This is a genomic window from Streptomyces sp. A1136, from assembly GCF_004795055.1.
Lineage (GTDB): Bacteria > Actinomycetota > Actinomycetes > Streptomycetales > Streptomycetaceae > Streptomyces.
Genome location: NZ_SSBJ01000002.1, coordinates 156,800 through 174,253 on the forward strand (window position 1 = coordinate 156,800; position 17,454 = coordinate 174,253).

Consider the following 17,454-nt stretch of genomic DNA (forward strand, 5'->3'; position numbering starts at 1 on the left):
CGTCAGGCCGTCTCGGTGACGAGGCGCTCGACCGCGGCGATGGCCTCCGGCACGGCGGCCGGGTTCTGGCCGCCGCCCTGGGCCACGTCGGGCTTGCCGCCACCGCCGCCACCGAGGGTCTTGGCGGCGGCGCGGACCAGGTCACCGGCCTTGAGACCGCGCTCGCGGGCGGCCTCGTTGGTGGCGATGACGGTCAGCGGCCGGTCGTTCGCCACGGTGAACAGGGCCACGACGGCCGGCCGGCCGGCCTGCCCCGACATCTGACCGAGCCGCCCGCGCACGTCGAGGACCAGCCTGCGCAGGTCGTCGGCGCCGGTGCCGTCCGGCACCTGGCCGACGACGAGGGCCACGCCGCGGATGTCCTGGGCGTTCTCGGCGAGACCCGCGGCGGCCTGGAGGACCTTCTCCGCGCGGAACTTCTCGATCTCCTTCTCGGCGTCCTTCAGCTTGCCGAGCATGGAGGCGATCTTCTCCGGCAGTTCCTCCGGACGACCCTTGACCAGCTCCTGGAGCTGGGCGACGACCGTGTGCTCCTTGGCGAGGAAGTTGTACGCGTCCACGCCCACCAGGGCCTCGACGCGGCGCACGCCGGAGCCGATGGAGGATTCGCCGAGCAGCTTGACCAGGCCGAGCTGGCTGGTGTTGCCGACGTGCGTACCGCCGCACAGCTCCTTGGAGAAGTCGCCGATGGTCACCACGCGCACGCGCTCGCCGTACTTCTCGCCGAACTCGGCGATGGCGCCCTGCTTCTTCGCCTCGTCGATGCTCATGATCTCGGCCGTGACGTCGAGCTCGCGGGAGAGCACGTCGTTGATCTTCTGCTCGACGTCGGTGAGGACCGTGCCGGGGACGGCGTTCGGCGAGCCGAAGTCGAAGCGGAAGCGGCCGGGGCTGTTCTCGGAACCGGCCTGGGCGGCCGTCGGGCCGAGGGCGTCGCGCAGGGCCTGGTGGGTCAGGTGCGTGGCGGAGTGGGCGCGGGCGATGGCCCGGCGGCGCCGGACGTCGATCGCCGCGTAGGCGGAGGCGCCCACCGTCACCTCGCCGACCTGCACCGAACCCTTGTGCACGGAGACACCGGGGACGGGCTGCTGGACGTCGCGGACCTCGATGACGGCGCCGGAGTCGAGCTTGATCCGGCCCTGGTCGGCGAGCTGGCCGCCGCCCTCGGCATAGAAGGGGGTGCGGTCCAGGACGACCTCGACCTCGTCGCCCTCGGAGGCGGCGGGCGCCGAGACGCCGTTGACCAGCAGGCCGACGATGGTGGACTCGCCCTGCGTGGTGGCGTAGCCGGTGAACTCGGTGGCGCCCGAGCCGTCGGCGATCTCCCGGTAGGCGGACATGTCCGCGTGGCCGGTCTTCTTGGCCTTGGCGTCGGCCTTGGCCCGGTCGCGCTGCTCCTGCATGAGGCGGCGGAAGCCGCTCTCGTCCACGGAGAGGCCCTGCTCCGCGGCCATCTCCAGGGTCAGGTCGATCGGGAAGCCCCAGGTGTCGTGGAGCAGGAACGCCTTGTCGCCGGACAGGACGCTGCCGCCGGCGGCCTTGGTCTCGCTGACCGCCGAGTCGAGGATGTTCGTGCCGCCCTTGATCGCCTTGAGGAAGGCGGCCTCTTCGGCCAGGGCGACGGTCTCGATGCGCCCCCGGTCGGTGACGAGCTCCGGGTACTGCTGCCCCATCGTGTCGATCACGACGTCGATGAGGTCCTTGACGACCGGGCCGGTGGCGCCCATGAGGCGCATGTTGCGGATGGCACGGCGCATGATGCGGCGCAGCACGTAGCCGCGACCCTCGTTGCCGGGGGTGACACCGTCGCCGATGAGCATGGTGGAGGTGCGGATGTGGTCGGCGACCACGCGCAGGGAGACATCGGTCTCCTGGGCGGCGCCGTAGCGCACGCCGGTCAGCTCGGTGGCCCTGTCCATGACGACGCGCAGGGTGTCGGTCTCGTACATGTTCCGCACGCCCTGCAGGATCATCGCGAGGCGTTCGAGGCCGAGGCCGGTGTCGATGTTCTTCGAGGGCAGGTCCCCGAGGATCGGGAAGTCTTCCTTCCCGTCGCCGGCGCCGCGCTCGTACTGCATGAAGACCAGGTTCCAGATCTCCACGTACCGCTCGTCGTTGACGGCCGGGCCGCCCTCGACACCGAACTCGGGGCCGCGGTCGTAGTTGATCTCGGAGCAGGGACCGCAGGGGCCCGGGACGCCCATGGACCAGAAGTTGTCCTTCTTGCCCAGGCGCTGGATGCGCTCGGCGGGGACGCCGATCTTCTCGCGCCAGATCTGCTCGGCCTCGTCGTCGTCGAGGTAGACGGTGATCCAGAGCTTCTCGGGCTCAAGGCCGTAGCCGCCGTCCGCCACGGAGCTGGTCAGCAGCTCCCAGGCGTACTTGATGGCGCCTTCCTTGAAGTAGTCGCCGAAGGAGAAGTTGCCGCACATCTGGAAGAACGTGCCGTGGCGGGTGGTCTTGCCGACCTCTTCGATGTCCGGGGTGCGGACGCACTTCTGCACGCTCGTGAGCGTGGGGGCCGGCGGCTTGACCTCGCCCAGGAAGTAGGGCTTGAACGGCACCATGCCCGCGGGCACCAGCAGCAGAGTCGGGTCGTCCGCGATGAGCGACGCCGAAGGGACAACGGTGTGACCGCGCTCCTCGAAGAAGCTCAGCCAGCGGCGGCGGATTTCAGCCGACTCCATCAGTGGTCCTCATTCCGGTTGTACGAAAACTTCGTGGGGTGGGTGGTCTGGTCGTGCGGGTCGAGCGCGAGGGCCCGTGTCCGCCGGGGCCCGGGCAACGCGGTGACGTTGTCGAGCCGGGCCGCGTCCTCGTCGGACCGACGCAAACCGAGTGCGTCGTTCAGCTGTTCCTCGCGCTGGGTCATTCCCGCCTTGACGTCCAGGGCGAAGTCCTTGAGGCGGTGGCCCGCCTCGACGGCCTTGTCGGCGGCCTGGGCGGCGAGGCTCTCCGGGGTCAGCTTCTTGAGCTGTCGGTTGACCTTGGTGGTGGCCCACACGCCGGCGGCGGCGCCGGCGGTGAACCAGAAGGCTCGGCGGAACATCGGAGGTCTCAGCCCTTCTGCTTCCGGCGCCGGGCGGCCGGCACCGTACGGCCGACGATCACAGTGCGTCGGGGGGTCTTGGTGGGCTCGGCGTCGGTCCGGCCCAGGGCCTTGCGCACGCCGTAGCCGAAGGCGGCGACCTTGACGAGCGGGCCGCCGAAGGTGGAGGCCACGGTCGAGGAGAGGGCGGAGGCGTTGGAGGTGACCTCCTGGACGTCGCTCGCGATGGCGTCGACCCGGTCGAGCTGGGTGCGTGCGGAGCGCACGGTGGTGGAGGCGTCCGCGAGCAGCGGGACGGCCTGCTCCGTCACGTCCGCCACGAGCTTGGTCGTCGCCTTGAGCACCTGGGCCAGTCTCACCAACGCCACGGCGAGGAACGAGACCAGAATGGCCCAGAAGACGGCCACGAGGATACCGGCCACCTCTCCACCGGACACGTTTGCACCGCTCTCTGCACGTAGATCACCGCGTATGAAAAGTCTTCTCCGACCCTATCGCGCCGGAGATCCCCGGCCGTACCGGAATAACCACCCGGCCGGGAAAGCAGGAAGCCCGCCGGCTCCCCCGAGGGGGAACCGGCGGGCTGACCAGCCTGTGAGGCTACGGCCGCCGGAAGATCAGCGGGCGTAGTACTCGACGACGAGCTGCTCGTCGCAGATGACCGGGATTTCCTTGCGGTTCGGGTCGCGGTCCAGGCGGAAGGCCAGGGCCTTCAGGTTGACCTGCAGGTAACGGGGGGTCTCGCCCTCGCCTGCGTAGCCACCCTCACGGGCAACCTGGAACGGAACCTTCTCGCGGCTGCGCTCGCGCACCGTGATCACGTCGTCCGGGCGGACGCGGAACGACGGCTTGTCGACCTTGGCACCGTTGACCTCGATGTGGCCGTGAACGACCATCTGGCGGGCCTGGTAGATGGTGCGGGCGATGCCCGAACGCAGGACCAGGGCGTCGAGGCGACGCTCGAGCTCGACGACCAGCGCCTCGCCCGTCTTGCCTTCGGCCTTCTTGGCGCGGTCGTAGGCGCGAGCCATCTGACGCTCAGAGATGTCGTACTGGGCGCGCAGACGCTGCTTCTCGAGCAGACGAACCTTGTAGTCCGAGTTCTGCTTGCGGCCACGGCCGTGCTCGCCCGGCGGGTAGGGGCGGGCCTCGAAGTACTTGACGGCCTTCGGGGTCAGCGCAATGCCGAGGGCACGCGACTTCTTGACCTTGGGTCGCTTCTGGTTCACGTGGAACCTACCTCCATGTAGTTCTGGTGAGGCTTACCGTAACGAGGAGGACGTAATGCCTCGACCACATGGGATCCCCCCGTCCAGTGCGCATCGAAGTTCGGGTTCCACCACAACGGAATCCGCTTTCGACGACGGTAGACAAGGTCAGCCGCGTCCCAGGGAAGGCGTTCGGCAGCTCACCGGAGCCGAACGCGTACGAACCCTCGTAGAGTCCAACGCCTCAGTATCCCCCACGTCGCCGGGTGCTCCTGACGCGCAGGGGCGGGGCGGGTGCGGGACAGGGGAGCCGGCCGCTGCGGCCGTCACCCCGGACGGGGACGTGATCCTCCTTGTTCCCAAGGGATCCGCGGCCACGGAGGCCACCGCTCACGCCCAGGACCCCGACCCCACCGTGATCGAGATCACGGATGCGGCGCCGGTGTCCGTGGACCATCGTATCCGAGGCCCCGGCGGGCGGGGCTCCGCCCCGGGCGGTCAGCCCCGCTCGCCCCGCAGGCGTTCGCGGACCTTCTCCACCACGTCCGCGTACCGCGCCTCGGCGCCGTAGCGCGTCGGCTCGTAGTACCTCTTGCCCTGGACCTCGTCCGGCGCGTACTGCTGGGCCGCGATCGCGCCCGGTACGTCGTGCGGGTACACGTACCCCACCGCGTGACCCAGCTTGGCCGCGCCCTTGTAGTGGCCGTCGCGCAGGTGCGCCGGGACCGAGCCGGCCAGTCCCGTCCGGACGTCCGCCAGGGCCGCGCCGATCGCCGTCGTCGCGGTGTTCGACTTGGGGGCCAGCGCCAGGGCGATGGTGACGTGCGACAGGGTCAGCGCCGCCTCCGGGAAGCCGATCATGGCCACGGCCTGCGCCGCCGCGACCGCGAGCGGCAGGGCCGTCGGGTCCGCGAGTCCGATGTCCTCGCTGGCGGAAATCATCAGGCGCCGTGCGATGAACCGGGGGTCCTCCCCCGCCTCGATCATCCGGGCCAGGTAGTGCAGCGCCGCGTCCACGTCCGAGCCCCGGATGGACTTGATCAGGGCGCTTGCCACGTCGTAGTGCTGGTCGCCGTCCCGGTCGTACGTGACGGCGGCGCGGTCGACGGCCTCCTCCACGGTCCGCAGGGTGATCTCCGGCTCACCCTTGGCGATCGCGGAACCGGCCCCGGCCTCCAGGGCCGTCAGCGCCCGGCGGGCGTCACCGCCCGCGATGCGCAGCAGGTGCGCCTCGGCGTCGGCCGGCAGCGTCACCGCCCCGCCCAGTCCCCGCTCCTCCGTCAGCGCGCGCCGCAGCAGCGCCCGCAGGTCGTCGTCGGTGAGCGGCTCCAGCGTCAGCAGCAGGGAGCGCGAGAGCAGAGGCGAGATGATCGAGAAGTAGGGGTTCTCGGTCGTCGCCGCGATGAGGGTCACCCAGCGGTTCTCCACGGCCGGCAGCAGCGAGTCCTGCTGCGCCTTGCTGAAGCGGTGGATCTCGTCGAGGAAGAGGACGGTTTCCCTGCCGTACCCGCCGGCCGCCCGCCGGGCGCCCTCGATGACGGCGCGGACCTCTTTCACTCCGGCGGTGATCGCCGACAGCTCCACGAACCGCTTCTGCGTCGCCTGGCTGACCACGTACGCGAGGGTGGTCTTCCCGGTGCCCGGAGGCCCCCACAGGATCACCGAGGAGGCGCCGGCCGGTCCCCCGGCGCCTTCCCCGACCAGTCGCCGCAGCGGGGCGCCCGGTTTCAGCAGGTGCTGCTGGCCCACGACCTCGTCCAGGGTGCGCGGGCGCATCCGGACGGCGAGCGGAGAACTGGACGGGTCCTTCTCCTGGCGGTCCTCGGCGGCGGCGGTGAAGAGATCTGGTTCCACATGGGAAGCCTATGCGAGGCCACTGACAGCCACGGGGCCGTCAGGAGGTCCAGAAGTCCCACCAGCGGGTCAGGATCAGCATCCCGATGATCCCGACGTGCAGCACGGGCAGCACCCAGGGGAACTCGTCGAGGAAGCCGCGCAGCCAGCCGGGGGCCGGCAGCATGCGGGTGCGCACGGTGTGGGCGGTCACGTACCAGAACATGAAGATCGTGGCGACCCAGGTGAGGCAGCACCACAGGCACAGCGAGTTGATGTTGTACAGCGACTGGTACATCAGCCAGGTGCAGAAGGCGACGCCGAACAGCATGCCCGCGTTGAGGGTGAGCCAGTACCAACGGCGGAAGCGCGCACCGGCCAACAGGCTCATGCCGACGCAGATCACGATGCCGTAGGCGACGAGACCCAGCATCGGGTTGGGGAAACCGAAGGCGGCGGCCTGGTCGCTCTTCATGATGTTGCCGCAGGAGACGATCGGGTTCAGGCTGCAGCCCGGCGTGAAGTTCGGGTCCTCCAGCAGCTTGAACTTGTCGATGGTGATCACCCAGGCGGCCACCAGCGCCGCCGCGCCGGTGATCACCAGGAGCAGCGCCAGGGCCCGGCTTCCGCCGAAGGTCCGGGCGGTGTCCGCGTCAGCGCCTGTTGTCGTCATCCCGCCCGCTCCACATCTACAAGGTCGTCAAGCACCGGCCATTGTGCCGTACGGGGCCGCCCGGGGGCCGTTCGTTGCGGATAAGGACGAGGGGGCGGGCCGGGGGGCGCTCCCCCGACCCGCCCCCTCGGGACGGCGGCCGTCAGGCCAGTTTCGCCCGCAGCACCTCGACCACCTCGGCCACGGCGACCGGGCTCTGCTCGCCGGACTCCATGTCCTTGAGCTGCACCACGCCCTCGGCGAGGTCCCGGTCGCCCGCGACGATCGCGAAGCGGGCGCCCGAGCGGTTCGCGTCCTTCATCGCGCCCTTGAGTCCCTTGCCGCCGTACGAGATGTCAGCCGCGACTCCGGCCCGGCGCAGCTCGGTCACGAGCCCGAAGAGCGTCGGCTTGGCCTCGCCCAGCGCCACCGCGAAGACCGAGGTGGCCGCCGGGATGTCCAGCTCGATGCCCTCCGCCTCCAGCGCGAGCACGGTGCGGTCCACGCCCAGCGCCCAACCCACGGACGGCAGCGCCGGGCCGCCGATCATCTCGGACAGGCCGTCGTAGCGGCCGCCGCCGCCGACCGCCGACTGGGAGCCGAGACCGTCGTGCACGAACTCGAAGGTGGTGCGCGTGTAGTAGTCCAGGCCGCGCACCAGCTTCTCGTCGTCCTCGAAGGCGACGCCGGCCGCCGTCACGAGCGCCCGGACCTCCTCGTGGTACGCCTTGCAGGCGTCGCACAGGTAGTCGCGCAGCATCGGCGCGCCGACCAGCTGCTTCTGTACCTCGTCCCGCTTGTCGTCCAGGACGCGCAGCGGGTTGATCTCGGCGCGGCGCACGGTGTCCGCGTCGAGGTCCAGCCCGCGCAGGAAGGACTGGAGCGCCTCCCGGTACACCGGGCGGCACTCCTTGTCGCCCAGCGAGTTCAGCAGGATGCGGAAGTCGCGCAGCCCCAGGGTGCGGTAGGCCTGGTCGGCGAGGATGATCAGCTCGGCGTCCAGCGCCGGGTCCTCGGCGCCGATCGCCTCGGCGCCGACCTGCGAGAAGTGGCGGTAGCGGCCCTTCTGCGCCCGCTCGTAGCGGTAGTACGAACCGGAGTACCAGAGCTTGACGGGCAGGCCGCCGAGCTTGTGCAGGTTGCCCTGGAGCGCCGCGCGCAGTACGGACGCGGTGCCCTCGGGGCGCAGGGCCAGCTCGTCGCCGCCCTTGGTCGTGAGCGTGTACATCTCCTTGCTCACGATGTCCGTGGACTCGCCGACACCGCGCGAGAACAGCTCGACGTTCTCGAAGCCCGGGGTCTCGACGTACCCGTACCCGGAGTTCCTCAAGGGGGCGGAGATCGCCTCCCGCACCGCCAGGAAGGTGGCGGAACGGGGCGGCAGCAGGTCGTACGTGCCCTTGGGAGCCTGAAAAGTACTCACGAAATTCTCGTCACATTCCTCGTCGTGGGACGGCCGCGCCGTCCCCCAGGCCGGCGGCGACGTCCCGCAGGTACGGGTTGGTCGCGCGCTCGCGGCCGATGGTGGTCTGGGGACCGTGGCCGGACAGCACCACCGTGGAGTCGTCCAGCGGCAGGCACACGCGGGCCAGCGACCGGAGCATCTCGGCGTGGGAGCCACCGGGCAGGTCGGTACGTCCGACGGAGCCGGCGAAGAGCAGGTCGCCCGAGAAGAAGACCGACGGGATGTCGGCCGCCTCGGGCATCCTGAAGGTCACCGACCCCTTGGTATGTCCGGGCGCGTGGGCCACCGAGAAGTCCATCCCGGCCAGCCTCAGGTCCGCCCCGTCGGTCAACTCGCGGACGTCGTCCGGTTCGCCGATGGTCAGCTCGCCCATGAGCGGCATCCCGATGGAACGCCCGAGGGCCTTCTCCGGGTCGCTCATCATGTAGCGGTCCTCGGGGTGGATCCAGGCCGGTACGTCGTGTGCCCCGCACACCGGGACCACCGAGGCCACATGATCGATGTGGCCGTGGGTGAGGACCACCGCGACGGGCTTGAGCCGGTGCTTCCTCAGCGTGTCCTCGACGCCCTGGGCCGCCTGGTGGCCCGGGTCGATGACGACGCACTCCTCACCGGCGGCGGGGGCGACCACATAGCAGTTGGTCCCCCAGGCCCCTGCGGGGAACCCGGCAATCAGCACGTTCGTCCTCAATCGTCGTCCGGCGGGAGCTCGGGCGGCGCGCTCGGGGCGCGACGCCGCTGCTCAGAGCCTACCGGCGCGGCTCATGACACAGCGAACCCATATACGGTACGGCCTAACCCAGCCCGGACAGCGGTACCAGAGACGCACAAGGAGACGACCGGTGGTCAGCAGCGATCAGCGTCGGCGACAGCTCGCCAGGGAGAAGTACGAGCGCCAGCAGAAGCGGCGGGCGGAGGCCCGGCAGAAGGCGCGCCGCCGTGCGGCGGTGATCGGCGCGGCCGTGGCCGTGGTGGTCGCGACGCTGGTCGGCCTCGTGGCGGGCGGCGTCTTCGACTCCAAGGACAAGAAGCCCGAGGCGTCGGCCACCCCCTCGCCGTCCGCGTCCCCGACCCCGAAGCAGTCCCCGCCGGCCATGACGATCGACGACAAGGCGAAGTACACCTTCGCCCTGAAGACGAGCGCGGGCGACGTGAACTTCCAGATGGACGCGTCCAAGACCCCCCAGACGGTCAACTCGTTCAAGTCGCTCGCCGACAAGGGCTTCTTCGACAACACCAAGTGCCACCGCCTGGTCACCGGCGGCATCTTCGTGCTCCAGTGCGGTGACCCGCAGGGCACCGGCATGGGCGGCCCCGGCTACACGATCCCGGACGAGAACCTCGACTCCCTCGGCAAGCCGAACGACCAGGGTCAGGTGATCTACCCGGCGGGCACGGTGGCGATGGCCAACACCGGACAGCCGGGGACCGGCGGCAGCCAGTTCTTCCTCGTGTACAAGGACAGCCCGCTGGCTCCCTCGTACACCCCCTTCGGCAAGATCGACGCGGCCGGTCTCAAGGTCGTGGAGGACATCGCGAAGGCGGGGACGGCGGACGGTGCGCAGGACGGCGCCCCCAAGAATCCGGTGACCATCCAGAAGGGCACCGTCACCAAGGACTGACCCGGGCCGGGGAAGCGGTGACCGGACGCGGCCGGCCTCCGCCCGTACGTCGATATTGCGTCGTGCGGGATGCGGACAGCCGGCCCGACGGTCGCCTATGTTGGCGTTGTGCAGGGCGGGCGCGGCCCGCCCCAGGAAACTGTGGACGATGCCCGGGGGCGAACCCCTCGCGAGGCATCAGGTGGAGGAGGCGCTGTGAGCAGCGACCCGTGGGGCCGAGTCGACGAGACCGGCACCGTGTACGTGCGTACTGCCGAGGGCGAGCAGGTCGTCGGCTCTTGGCAGGCGGGCACCCCTGAGGAGGCCCTGGCCTACTTCGAGCGCAAGTACGAGGGCCTGGTGGTCGAGATCGGCCTCCTCGAACGGCGGGTGCGGACCACCGATCTGTCCGCCAAGGACGCCCAGACGGCGATCGACCACCTGCGCACGCAGGTGGACGAGCACCACGCCGTGGGCGACCTCGGCGCGCTGCGCGTGCGGCTGGACAAGCTGGTCGCGACGGTGGAGTCGCGGCGCGAGGAGCGCAAGGTCCAGAAGGCGAAGCAGGCGGACGAGGCCCGGGCGGCCAAGGACGCGCTGGTCACCGAGGCCGAGGAGCTGGCGCAGAGCGACCAGTGGCGCAGCGCCGGCGAGCGGCTGCGCGCCCTGGTGGACATCTGGAAGGGGCTGCCCCGACTCGACCGCAAGTCGGACGACGAGCTGTGGCACCGCTTCTCGCACGCCCGCTCCGCGTTCTCCAAGCGTCGCAAGGCGCACTTCGCCTCGCTGGACGCGCAGCGCGAGGAGGCCCGCAAGGCCAAGGAGAAGCTGGTCGCGGAGGCCGAGTCGCTGTCGAAGTCCACGGACTGGGGCCCGACGGCCGCCCGCTACCGCGAGCTGATGGAGAGCTGGAAGGCCGCGGGCAGGGCGCAGCGGGAGGCGGAGGACGACCTGTGGAACCGCTTCCGCGGTGCGCAGGACGTGTTCTTCGCGGCCCGCAGCGAGGTCTTCGCGGAGCGCGACGCCGAGCAGGTGGAGAACCTCAAGCTGAAGGAGGAGCTGGCCGAGGAGGCCGAGAAGCTCGTCCCGGTGACGGACCTGAAGGCGGCCCGGGCCGCCTTCCGCTCCCTCAACGAGCGCTGGGAGGCCATCGGCCACGTCCCGCGTGACGCGCGCCCCAAGGTCGAGGGCCGGATGCACGCGGTGGAGCGGGCCATCCAGGAGGCCGAGGAGGGCGAGTGGCGTCGTACGAACCCGGAGGCGCGGGCGCGTGCGGCCGGTCTGACGGGTCAGCTGCAGGCGGCGGTCGACAAGCTGCGCCAGCAGATCGACGCGGCCCGCGCCTCGGGCAACAACGCGAAGGCCGACAAGCTCTCCCGTGAGCTGGAGGGCCGCCAGGCCCTGCTGGACCAGGCCCTCAAGGGCCTGGAGGAGTTCGGGGGCTGACGCCCCGGCGGACGTGTGCGACGGGCACCACCGGAGGTTTCCGGTGGTGCCCGTCGTCGTGTCCCGCCCTCGTCGGCCGCCGCTCACGGCCCTGCCGTCAGGGCCTGCGGGCCGAGGTGACGCGGTAGACGTCGTAGACGCCCTCGACGCCCCGTACGGCCTTGAGGACGTGGCCCAGGTGCTTCGGATCGCCCATCTCGAAGGTGAACCGGGAGGTGGCCACCCGGTCGCGGGAGGTCTGCACGGCCGCCGACAGGATGTTGACGTGCTGGTCCGACAGGACGCGGGTGACGTCCGACAGCAGCCGGGACCGGTCCAGCGCCTCGACCTGGATGGCGACGAGGAAGACGGAGGACTGGGTGGGCGCCCACTCGACCTCCAGCATCCGCTCGGGCTGCTGGGACAGCGAGTCCACGTTGACGCAGTCGGCGCGGTGAACCGACACGCCGCTGCCCCGCGTGACGAATCCGATGATCGGATCGCCCGGTACCGGGGTGCAGCAGCGGGCCAGCTTGACCCAGACGTCGTCGACGCCCTTGACGACCACGCCGGGATCGGCGCTGCCGCGGCGCTTGCGGCCCCGCGAGGGCGGGACGCTCTCCTCGATGTCCTCGTTGGCCGCGTCCTCGCCGCCGAGGGCCTGCACCAGCTTCTGCACGACGCCCTGCGCGGCCACGTGGCCCTCGCCGATCGCCGCGTACAGGGACGAGATGTCGGGGTAGCGCATCTCGTGCGCGAGGGTGACGAGGGAGTCGCCCGTCAGGATGCGCTGGATCGGCAGGTTCTGCTTGCGCATGGCCCTGGCGATGGCGTCCTTGCCGTGCTCGATGGCCTCGTCGCGGCGCTCCTTGGAGAACCAGGCGCGGATCTTGTTGCGGGCGCGCGGGGACTTGACGAAGCCCAGCCAGTCGCGGGACGGCCCGGCGCCCTCGGCCTTGGAGGTGAACACCTCGACCAGGTCGCCGTTGTCCAGGGTCGATTCGAGCGGGACCAGCCGCCCGTTGACCCGCGCCCCTATGGTGCGGTGGCCGACCTCGGTGTGGACGGCGTAGGCGAAGTCCACCGAGGTGGCACCGGCGGGCAGCGCGATCACGTCGCCCTTGGGCGTGAAGACGAAGACCTCGTTGCGGGAGAGGTCGAACCGCAGCGAGTCGAGGAACTCCCCCGGGTCCTCGGTCTCCTTCTGCCAGTCCAGCAGCTGGCGCAGCCAGGCCATGTCGTTGACGGTGTCCTGGCCGGCGCTGCCCTTGGCGGCCTGCGGGACGTCGGTGCGGACCTTGGAGGTGCCCGCGACGGTCTGCTGCTTGTACTTCCAGTGCGCGGCGATGCCGTACTCGGCGCGGCGGTGCATGTCGAAGGTGCGGATCTGGAGCTCGACCGGCTTGCCGCTGGGCCCGATGACCGTCGTGTGCAGCGACTGGTACATGTTGAACTTCGGCATCGCGATGTAGTCCTTGAACCGGCCGGGGACCGGGTTCCAGCGCGCGTGCACGGTGCCGAGGGCGGCGTAGCAGTCCCGGACGGTGTCGACCAGGACCCGGATGCCGACCAGGTCGTAGATCTCGGCGAAGTCGCGGCCCCGCACGATCATCTTCTGGTAGACGCTGTAGTAGTGCTTGGGCCGGCCGGTGACGGTGGCCTTGATCCGGGCCGCCCGGAGGTCGGTCTGGACCTCGTCGGTGACGACCGCGAGGTACTCGTCGCGCTTGGGGGCCCGCTCGGCGACCAGGCGCACGATCTCGTCGTACATCTTCGGGTACAGGATCGCGAAGGAGAGGTCTTCGAGCTCCCACTTGATCGTGTTCATGCCCAGCCGGTGCGCCAGCGGGGCGTAGATCTCCAGGGTCTCGCGGGCCTTCTTCTCCTGCTTCTCCCGCTTGAGGTAGCGCATGGTGCGCATGTTGTGCAGGCGGTCGGCGAGCTTGATGACCAGGACCCGGGGGTCCTTGGCCATGGCCACGACCATCTTGCGGACCGTCTCCGCCTGCGCGGCCTCCCCGAACTTGACCCGGTCCAGCTTGGTGACGCCGTCGACCAGCAGGGCGACGGCGTCGCCGAAGTCGCGTCTGAGTTGCTCCAGGCCGTACTCGGTGTCCTCGACCGTGTCGTGGAGCAGGCCCGCCATGAGGGTGGCCGGGTCCATGCCGAGCTCGGCCAGGATGGTCGTCACCGCGAGCGGATGGGTGATGTACGGGTCGCCGCTCTTGCGCTTCTGCCCGCGGTGCCAGCGCTCGGCGACCTGGTACGCCTGCTCGATCTGGCGCAGGGTGGCCGTCTCGATCTTCGGGTCGTTGCTGCGGACTATGCGCAGCAGCGGTTCCAGTACCGGGTTGTACGGGTTGGAGCGCTGGACCCCGAGGCGGGCGAGGCGGGCGCGCACCCGGTTGGAGGACCCGGCCTGCTTCGCCGGAGCGGGCTTGGCCGCGGGCGCGGCCTTGACCGGCACCGGCGGCACGGGCTTGACCGGCGGTGCGGGCGGGGGCGTGGCGGCGGTCGCCGCGGCCTGCTCGGGCTGCGGGTCGGGCTGCGCGGCGGAGAGTGGCTGGGCCTCGTCTGGCAAGAGCGCTCCTTGGGGGTCCCCCCGGACGGGGTCCGGGGGAGGATCCGGGGCCCCGGTCAGGTCCGGATAACCCATGGTAGCGAGGGTTGCGTCCCCTCGTTCTCCGAGCCTCCTCCCGATGCGGGCAGCGGCCGCGTACGCGAAAGCGGCGGGCACCCGGAAGATCCCGGATACCCGCCGCCGCGGCGCGTCGGCGCCGTCAGACCACGATCAGCGCGTCCAGCGGGGCGCCGCCCAGAGCGGGCTCCAGCTTCGCGCGGCCGGGCAGGAAGGACAGCTCCATCAGGACCGCCACTCCCGCCACCTCGGCGCCCGCCCGCCGGATCAGCGACAGCGAGGCCTCCGCGGTGCCACCGGTGGCCAGGACGTCGTCGATGACCATGACCCGGTCACCGATGGCCAGGTCCTCGGCGTGGACCTCGATCTCCGCGGTCCCGTATTCCAGGTCGTAGGCCTGCCCGAGGGTCGCCCCCGGCAGCTTGCCGGCCTTGCGGACCGGCACGAAGCCGATGCCGGCCTGCACGGCCACGGGCGCCGCCAGGATGAACCCGCGCGCCTCCAGCCCGACGATCTTCGTCGCGCCGTACCGCACCGCCAGTTCCGCCAGCGCGTCCGTCAGGGCCGCGAAGGCCTTCGGGTCGGCCAGCAGCGGGGTGATGTCCTTGAACGTCACGCCCGGCTTCGGGTAGTCCGCCACGTCCTTGATCTTGGAGAGGAGCAGCTCGCGCACCTCTGTCGTGCAGGCGGTCATCGGCGCCGCCGTCCCGGGCCCTGGCCCTGTGCGACGACCTGCGGGCCGTCCTCGGCCTCGTACCCGTCGTCCGGGGACTCGCCCTTGGCCGCGGCGGCCGCCCGCTTCGCGAGGACCCGCTTGCGCAGGGCCTTCATCGCAGGCTCGCGCTCCTTGAGGTCGACGACCAGCGGGGTCGCGATGAAGATCGAGGAGTACGCACCGGCCGCCAGACCCACGAACAGCGACAGCGAGATGTCGTTGAGCATGCCCGCGCCCAGGAAGCCGCCGCCGATGAACAGCAGCGCGCCGACCGGGAGCAGCGCCACGACCGTGGTGTTGATCGAGCGGACCAGGGTGCCGTTGATGCTGCGGTTGGCGATCTCGCTGAACGTGTAGCGGGTCTGCTTGGTGATGTCCTTCGAACCCTCCTTGAGACCGTCGAAGACGACGACGGTGTCGTAGAGGGAGTAACCGAGGATCGTCAGCAGACCGATCACGGTGCCCGGCGTGACCTCGAACCCGACGAGCGCGTACACGCCGACGGTGATGGTGAGGTCGTGGATCAACGCGACGAGCGCCGCCACCGCCATCCGCCACTCGAAGGCGATGGCGAGGTAGAGCACCACGAGGATCATGAAGATGCCGAGGCCGGTCCAGGCCTTGTTCGCGATCTGCTCGCCCCAGCTGGGGCCGACCAGGTCGGCGTTGATCTGGTTCGCGTCGACCTTGAGGTCGGTCGCGAGCTGCTTCTTCACGCCGGCCGCGTCGTCGGTGTTCAGACCCGAGATCTGGATCCGCATGCCACCGGTGCCGAGCTCCTGGACGATCGCCTCGTGACCGGAGGCCTTCTTGGCGTCCTCCGTCACGTTGGCGACCGAGACGGCCGTCTTCGGGGTGGTGAAGACGGCACCGCCCTTGAACTCGATGCCCATGTTGAGGCCCTGTACGGCCAGGGCCACGATCGCCGTGATGGTGATCAGGATGGAAACGCCGTACCAGAGGAAACGCTTGCCGACGAAGTCGTATCCGACCTCACCGCGGTACAGCCTGGCGCCGAGATCTCCCAGCTTCGACATCTCACGCCTCCTTTGCGTCGACGGGGGCGGGCACGGCGGCGGCGGTCGCTCCGCCGGCGCTACGGCGGGACCGGCGCAGCGGCGGCTTGGCGCCGAGGCGCTTGGGGTCCAGCCCGGACCACGGGTGGCCGCTGGAGAAGAACTTCGTACGCGCCAGCAGGGTCATGACCGGCTTGGTGAAGAGGAACACCACGACCACGTCGAGCAGGGTGGTCAGACCCAGCGTGAAGGCGAAGCCCTGCACCTTGCCGACGGTGACGATGAACAGCACCGCGGCGGCGAGGAAGGACACGAAGTCGGAGACCAGGATGGTGCGCCGGGCCCTCGGCCACGCGCGTTCCACCGCGGGACGCAGGGTGCGGCCCTCGCGGATCTCGTCGCGGATGCGCTCGAAGTACACGATGAACGAGTCCGCGGTGATGCCGATCGCGACGATGGCACCGCAGACCGCGGGCAGGTTCAGCGCGAACCCGATGCCCTTGCCGAGCAGCGCCATGATCGTGTAGGTGAGGATCGCCGAGACCAGGAGGCTGACGATGGCGATGAAGGCCAGACCCCGGTAGTACACGAGTAGGTAGATCACGACGAGCGCGAGGCCGATGGCGCCCGCGATGAGGCCGGCCTGGAGCTGCTCGCTGCCGAGCGCGGGGGTGACGGTGGTGACGCTGTCCTCCTGGAAGGAGAGCGGCAGCGCGCCGTACGACAGCATGTTGCCCAGGTCCTGGGCGGACTGCTGGGTGAAGCCGCCCGAGATCTCGGCGTTGCCGCCGGTCAGCGCCTGGCTCACGGACGGGTCGGAGATGACCTGGCCGTCGAGCACGATGGCGAACTGGTTCTGCGGGGACTGCTTGGTGGCGAGCTCACCGGTGACCTTGGCGAACTTGTCGGCGCCCTTGTCGGTGAACTGCATCGTGACGATCCACTGGGCGGTCTGCGGGTTGATCGCGCCCTTGGCGTTGTCCACGTCCTGGCCGTTGACCGCGGCCGGGCCGAGCACCCACTTGCCCCAGGTGGTGCCGCGCTTGCCGCAGGCGAGCGTCGGGTCCTCGGGCTTGACGTCCTTGCCCACCGTGGCGCGCTGCTTCTCGTCGTTGCAGTCCAGCGCGGCGAACTTCGCCTGGAGGTCCGCGACGGCGGCATCGGCGCCCGAGGGGGTCGGGACCGGGGTCGGCGCCTTGTCGTCTGCCTTCTTCGACTCGCTCGCCGAGGGCGAGGGAGTGGGGCTGGGCGCACCCGGGGCCTTGAGGGCCTCGCTGAGCACACGTCCCTGGGAAGTGGCGCTGGACGACGGGGTGGCCGAGGAGCCGGGCTTGCCGTTCTCCGCCTTGGGGGCGCCGGAACCGCTCGCCGAGGGGCTCGGGGCACCGCTCGTGGAGGGACTCGGCGTCGTCTGCGGGGCGGCCGGGGCACCGTCGGCGAAGGCCAGGACGGGGCGGAAGTACAGCTGGGCGGTGGTACCGACCTGCTCGCGCGCCTGCTGCTCGTTCATCCCGCGGGGGATGTTCACGATGATGTGGTCGCGGCCCTGCGTCTGGACCTCGGCCTCGGAGACGCCGAGACCGTTGACGCGGCGCTCGATGATGCCGACCGCCGTGTTCATGTTGGTCTCGTTGACCGCGTCCGGCTTGCCGGGCTCGCTCTTGGCCTTGAGCGTGATGCTCGTGCCGCCCGCGAGGTCGATGCCCAGCCGGGGCGTCGTCTGCTTCGTGAGGAACATCCCCGCGGTGAGCGCCACCATCGCGATCAGGATGATGGCCAGGGCGCGCCCCGGCCTCCCCTGAGCCCCCGTGGGCCGCCGGCCCTTCTTCGGTGCTGCCACCTTGTCGTATCT

Annotated in this window: 14 protein-coding genes; 2 read left to right on the forward strand and 12 right to left on the reverse strand. The window is 70.4% G+C overall.

The window, feature by feature from the left end:
• Positions 1 to 2 precede the first annotated feature (2 nt).
• The 8 genes from alaS to E6R62_RS02660 all read right to left on the reverse strand — a co-directional run bounded on the left by alaS (position 3) and on the right by E6R62_RS02660 (position 8,886).
• On the reverse strand, positions 3 to 2,687 hold the full coding sequence (alaS, locus tag E6R62_RS02620; protein WP_136210924.1) for an alanine--tRNA ligase: 2,685 nt from the start codon (positions 2,685 to 2,687) through the stop codon (positions 3 to 5).
• Positions 2,687 to 3,049 (reverse strand): DUF6167 family protein, encoded by a 363-nt coding sequence (locus tag E6R62_RS02625; RefSeq protein ID WP_136210926.1) that lies wholly within the window; start codon positions 3,047 to 3,049, stop codon positions 2,687 to 2,689. Before E6R62_RS02625 ends, alaS begins: the two co-directional genes overlap by 1 nt.
• A gap of 8 nt (positions 3,050 to 3,057) precedes the next feature.
• A complete protein-coding gene (locus E6R62_RS02630) occupies positions 3,058 to 3,486 on the reverse strand; it encodes a DUF948 domain-containing protein (protein WP_136210927.1) in 429 nt (142 codons plus the stop codon).
• A gap of 180 nt (positions 3,487 to 3,666) precedes the next feature.
• A complete protein-coding gene (rpsD, locus tag E6R62_RS02635; protein ID WP_030026606.1) occupies positions 3,667 to 4,278 on the reverse strand; it encodes a 30S ribosomal protein S4 in 612 nt (203 codons plus the stop codon).
• Positions 4,279 to 4,755: 477 nt separating this feature from the next.
• Positions 4,756 to 6,111, reverse strand: a complete 1,356-nt coding sequence (locus E6R62_RS02645; RefSeq protein ID WP_136210929.1) for a replication-associated recombination protein A — start codon at positions 6,109 to 6,111, stop codon at positions 4,756 to 4,758.
• Between the two features lie 40 nt (positions 6,112 to 6,151).
• A complete protein-coding gene (locus tag E6R62_RS02650) occupies positions 6,152 to 6,763 on the reverse strand; it encodes a vitamin K epoxide reductase family protein (protein ID WP_136210931.1) in 612 nt (203 codons plus the stop codon).
• 142 nt (positions 6,764 to 6,905) lie between these two features.
• Positions 6,906 to 8,165, reverse strand: a complete 1,260-nt coding sequence (gene hisS, locus E6R62_RS02655) for a histidine--tRNA ligase (protein WP_136210933.1) — start codon at positions 8,163 to 8,165, stop codon at positions 6,906 to 6,908.
• 10 nt (positions 8,166 to 8,175) lie between these two features.
• Positions 8,176 to 8,886, reverse strand: a complete 711-nt coding sequence (locus tag E6R62_RS02660) for an MBL fold metallo-hydrolase (RefSeq protein ID WP_136210935.1) — start codon at positions 8,884 to 8,886, stop codon at positions 8,176 to 8,178.
• Positions 8,887 to 9,049: 163 nt separating this feature from the next.
• Here E6R62_RS02660 and E6R62_RS02665 point away from each other — a divergent pair, with 163 nt between their 5' ends.
• Positions 9,050 to 9,829: a peptidylprolyl isomerase gene (locus E6R62_RS02665; RefSeq protein ID WP_136210937.1), complete on the forward strand. Its 780-nt coding sequence runs from the start codon at positions 9,050 to 9,052 to the stop codon at positions 9,827 to 9,829.
• A gap of 195 nt (positions 9,830 to 10,024) precedes the next feature.
• Positions 10,025 to 11,254 carry a DUF349 domain-containing protein gene (locus tag E6R62_RS02670; protein WP_136210939.1) on the forward strand — a complete coding sequence of 410 codons (1,230 nt, stop codon included), beginning with the start codon at positions 10,025 to 10,027 and terminating at the stop codon, positions 11,252 to 11,254.
• 97 nt (positions 11,255 to 11,351) lie between these two features.
• Here the strand turns inward: E6R62_RS02670 and E6R62_RS02675 are convergent, their stop codons facing one another.
• From E6R62_RS02675 to secD, 4 genes are all read right to left on the reverse strand, one after another.
• Positions 11,352 to 13,814 carry a bifunctional (p)ppGpp synthetase/guanosine-3',5'-bis(diphosphate) 3'-pyrophosphohydrolase gene (locus E6R62_RS02675; RefSeq protein ID WP_136210941.1) on the reverse strand — a complete coding sequence of 821 codons (2,463 nt, stop codon included), beginning with the start codon at positions 13,812 to 13,814 and terminating at the stop codon, positions 11,352 to 11,354.
• Between the two features lie 199 nt (positions 13,815 to 14,013).
• Complete coding sequence (locus E6R62_RS02680) at positions 14,014 to 14,565, reverse strand: adenine phosphoribosyltransferase (RefSeq protein ID WP_136210943.1); 552 nt, start codon at positions 14,563 to 14,565, stop codon at positions 14,014 to 14,016.
• Positions 14,562 to 15,623 (reverse strand): protein translocase subunit SecF, encoded by a 1,062-nt coding sequence (secF, locus tag E6R62_RS02685; RefSeq protein ID WP_136210945.1) that lies wholly within the window; start codon positions 15,621 to 15,623, stop codon positions 14,562 to 14,564. The genes E6R62_RS02680 and secF overlap by 4 nt, the downstream gene beginning before the upstream one ends.
• A 1-nt stretch (position 15,624) precedes the next feature.
• Positions 15,625 to 17,442 carry a protein translocase subunit SecD gene (secD, locus tag E6R62_RS02690; RefSeq protein ID WP_136210946.1) on the reverse strand — a complete coding sequence of 606 codons (1,818 nt, stop codon included), beginning with the start codon at positions 17,440 to 17,442 and terminating at the stop codon, positions 15,625 to 15,627.
• Positions 17,443 to 17,454: the final 12 nt, after the last annotated feature.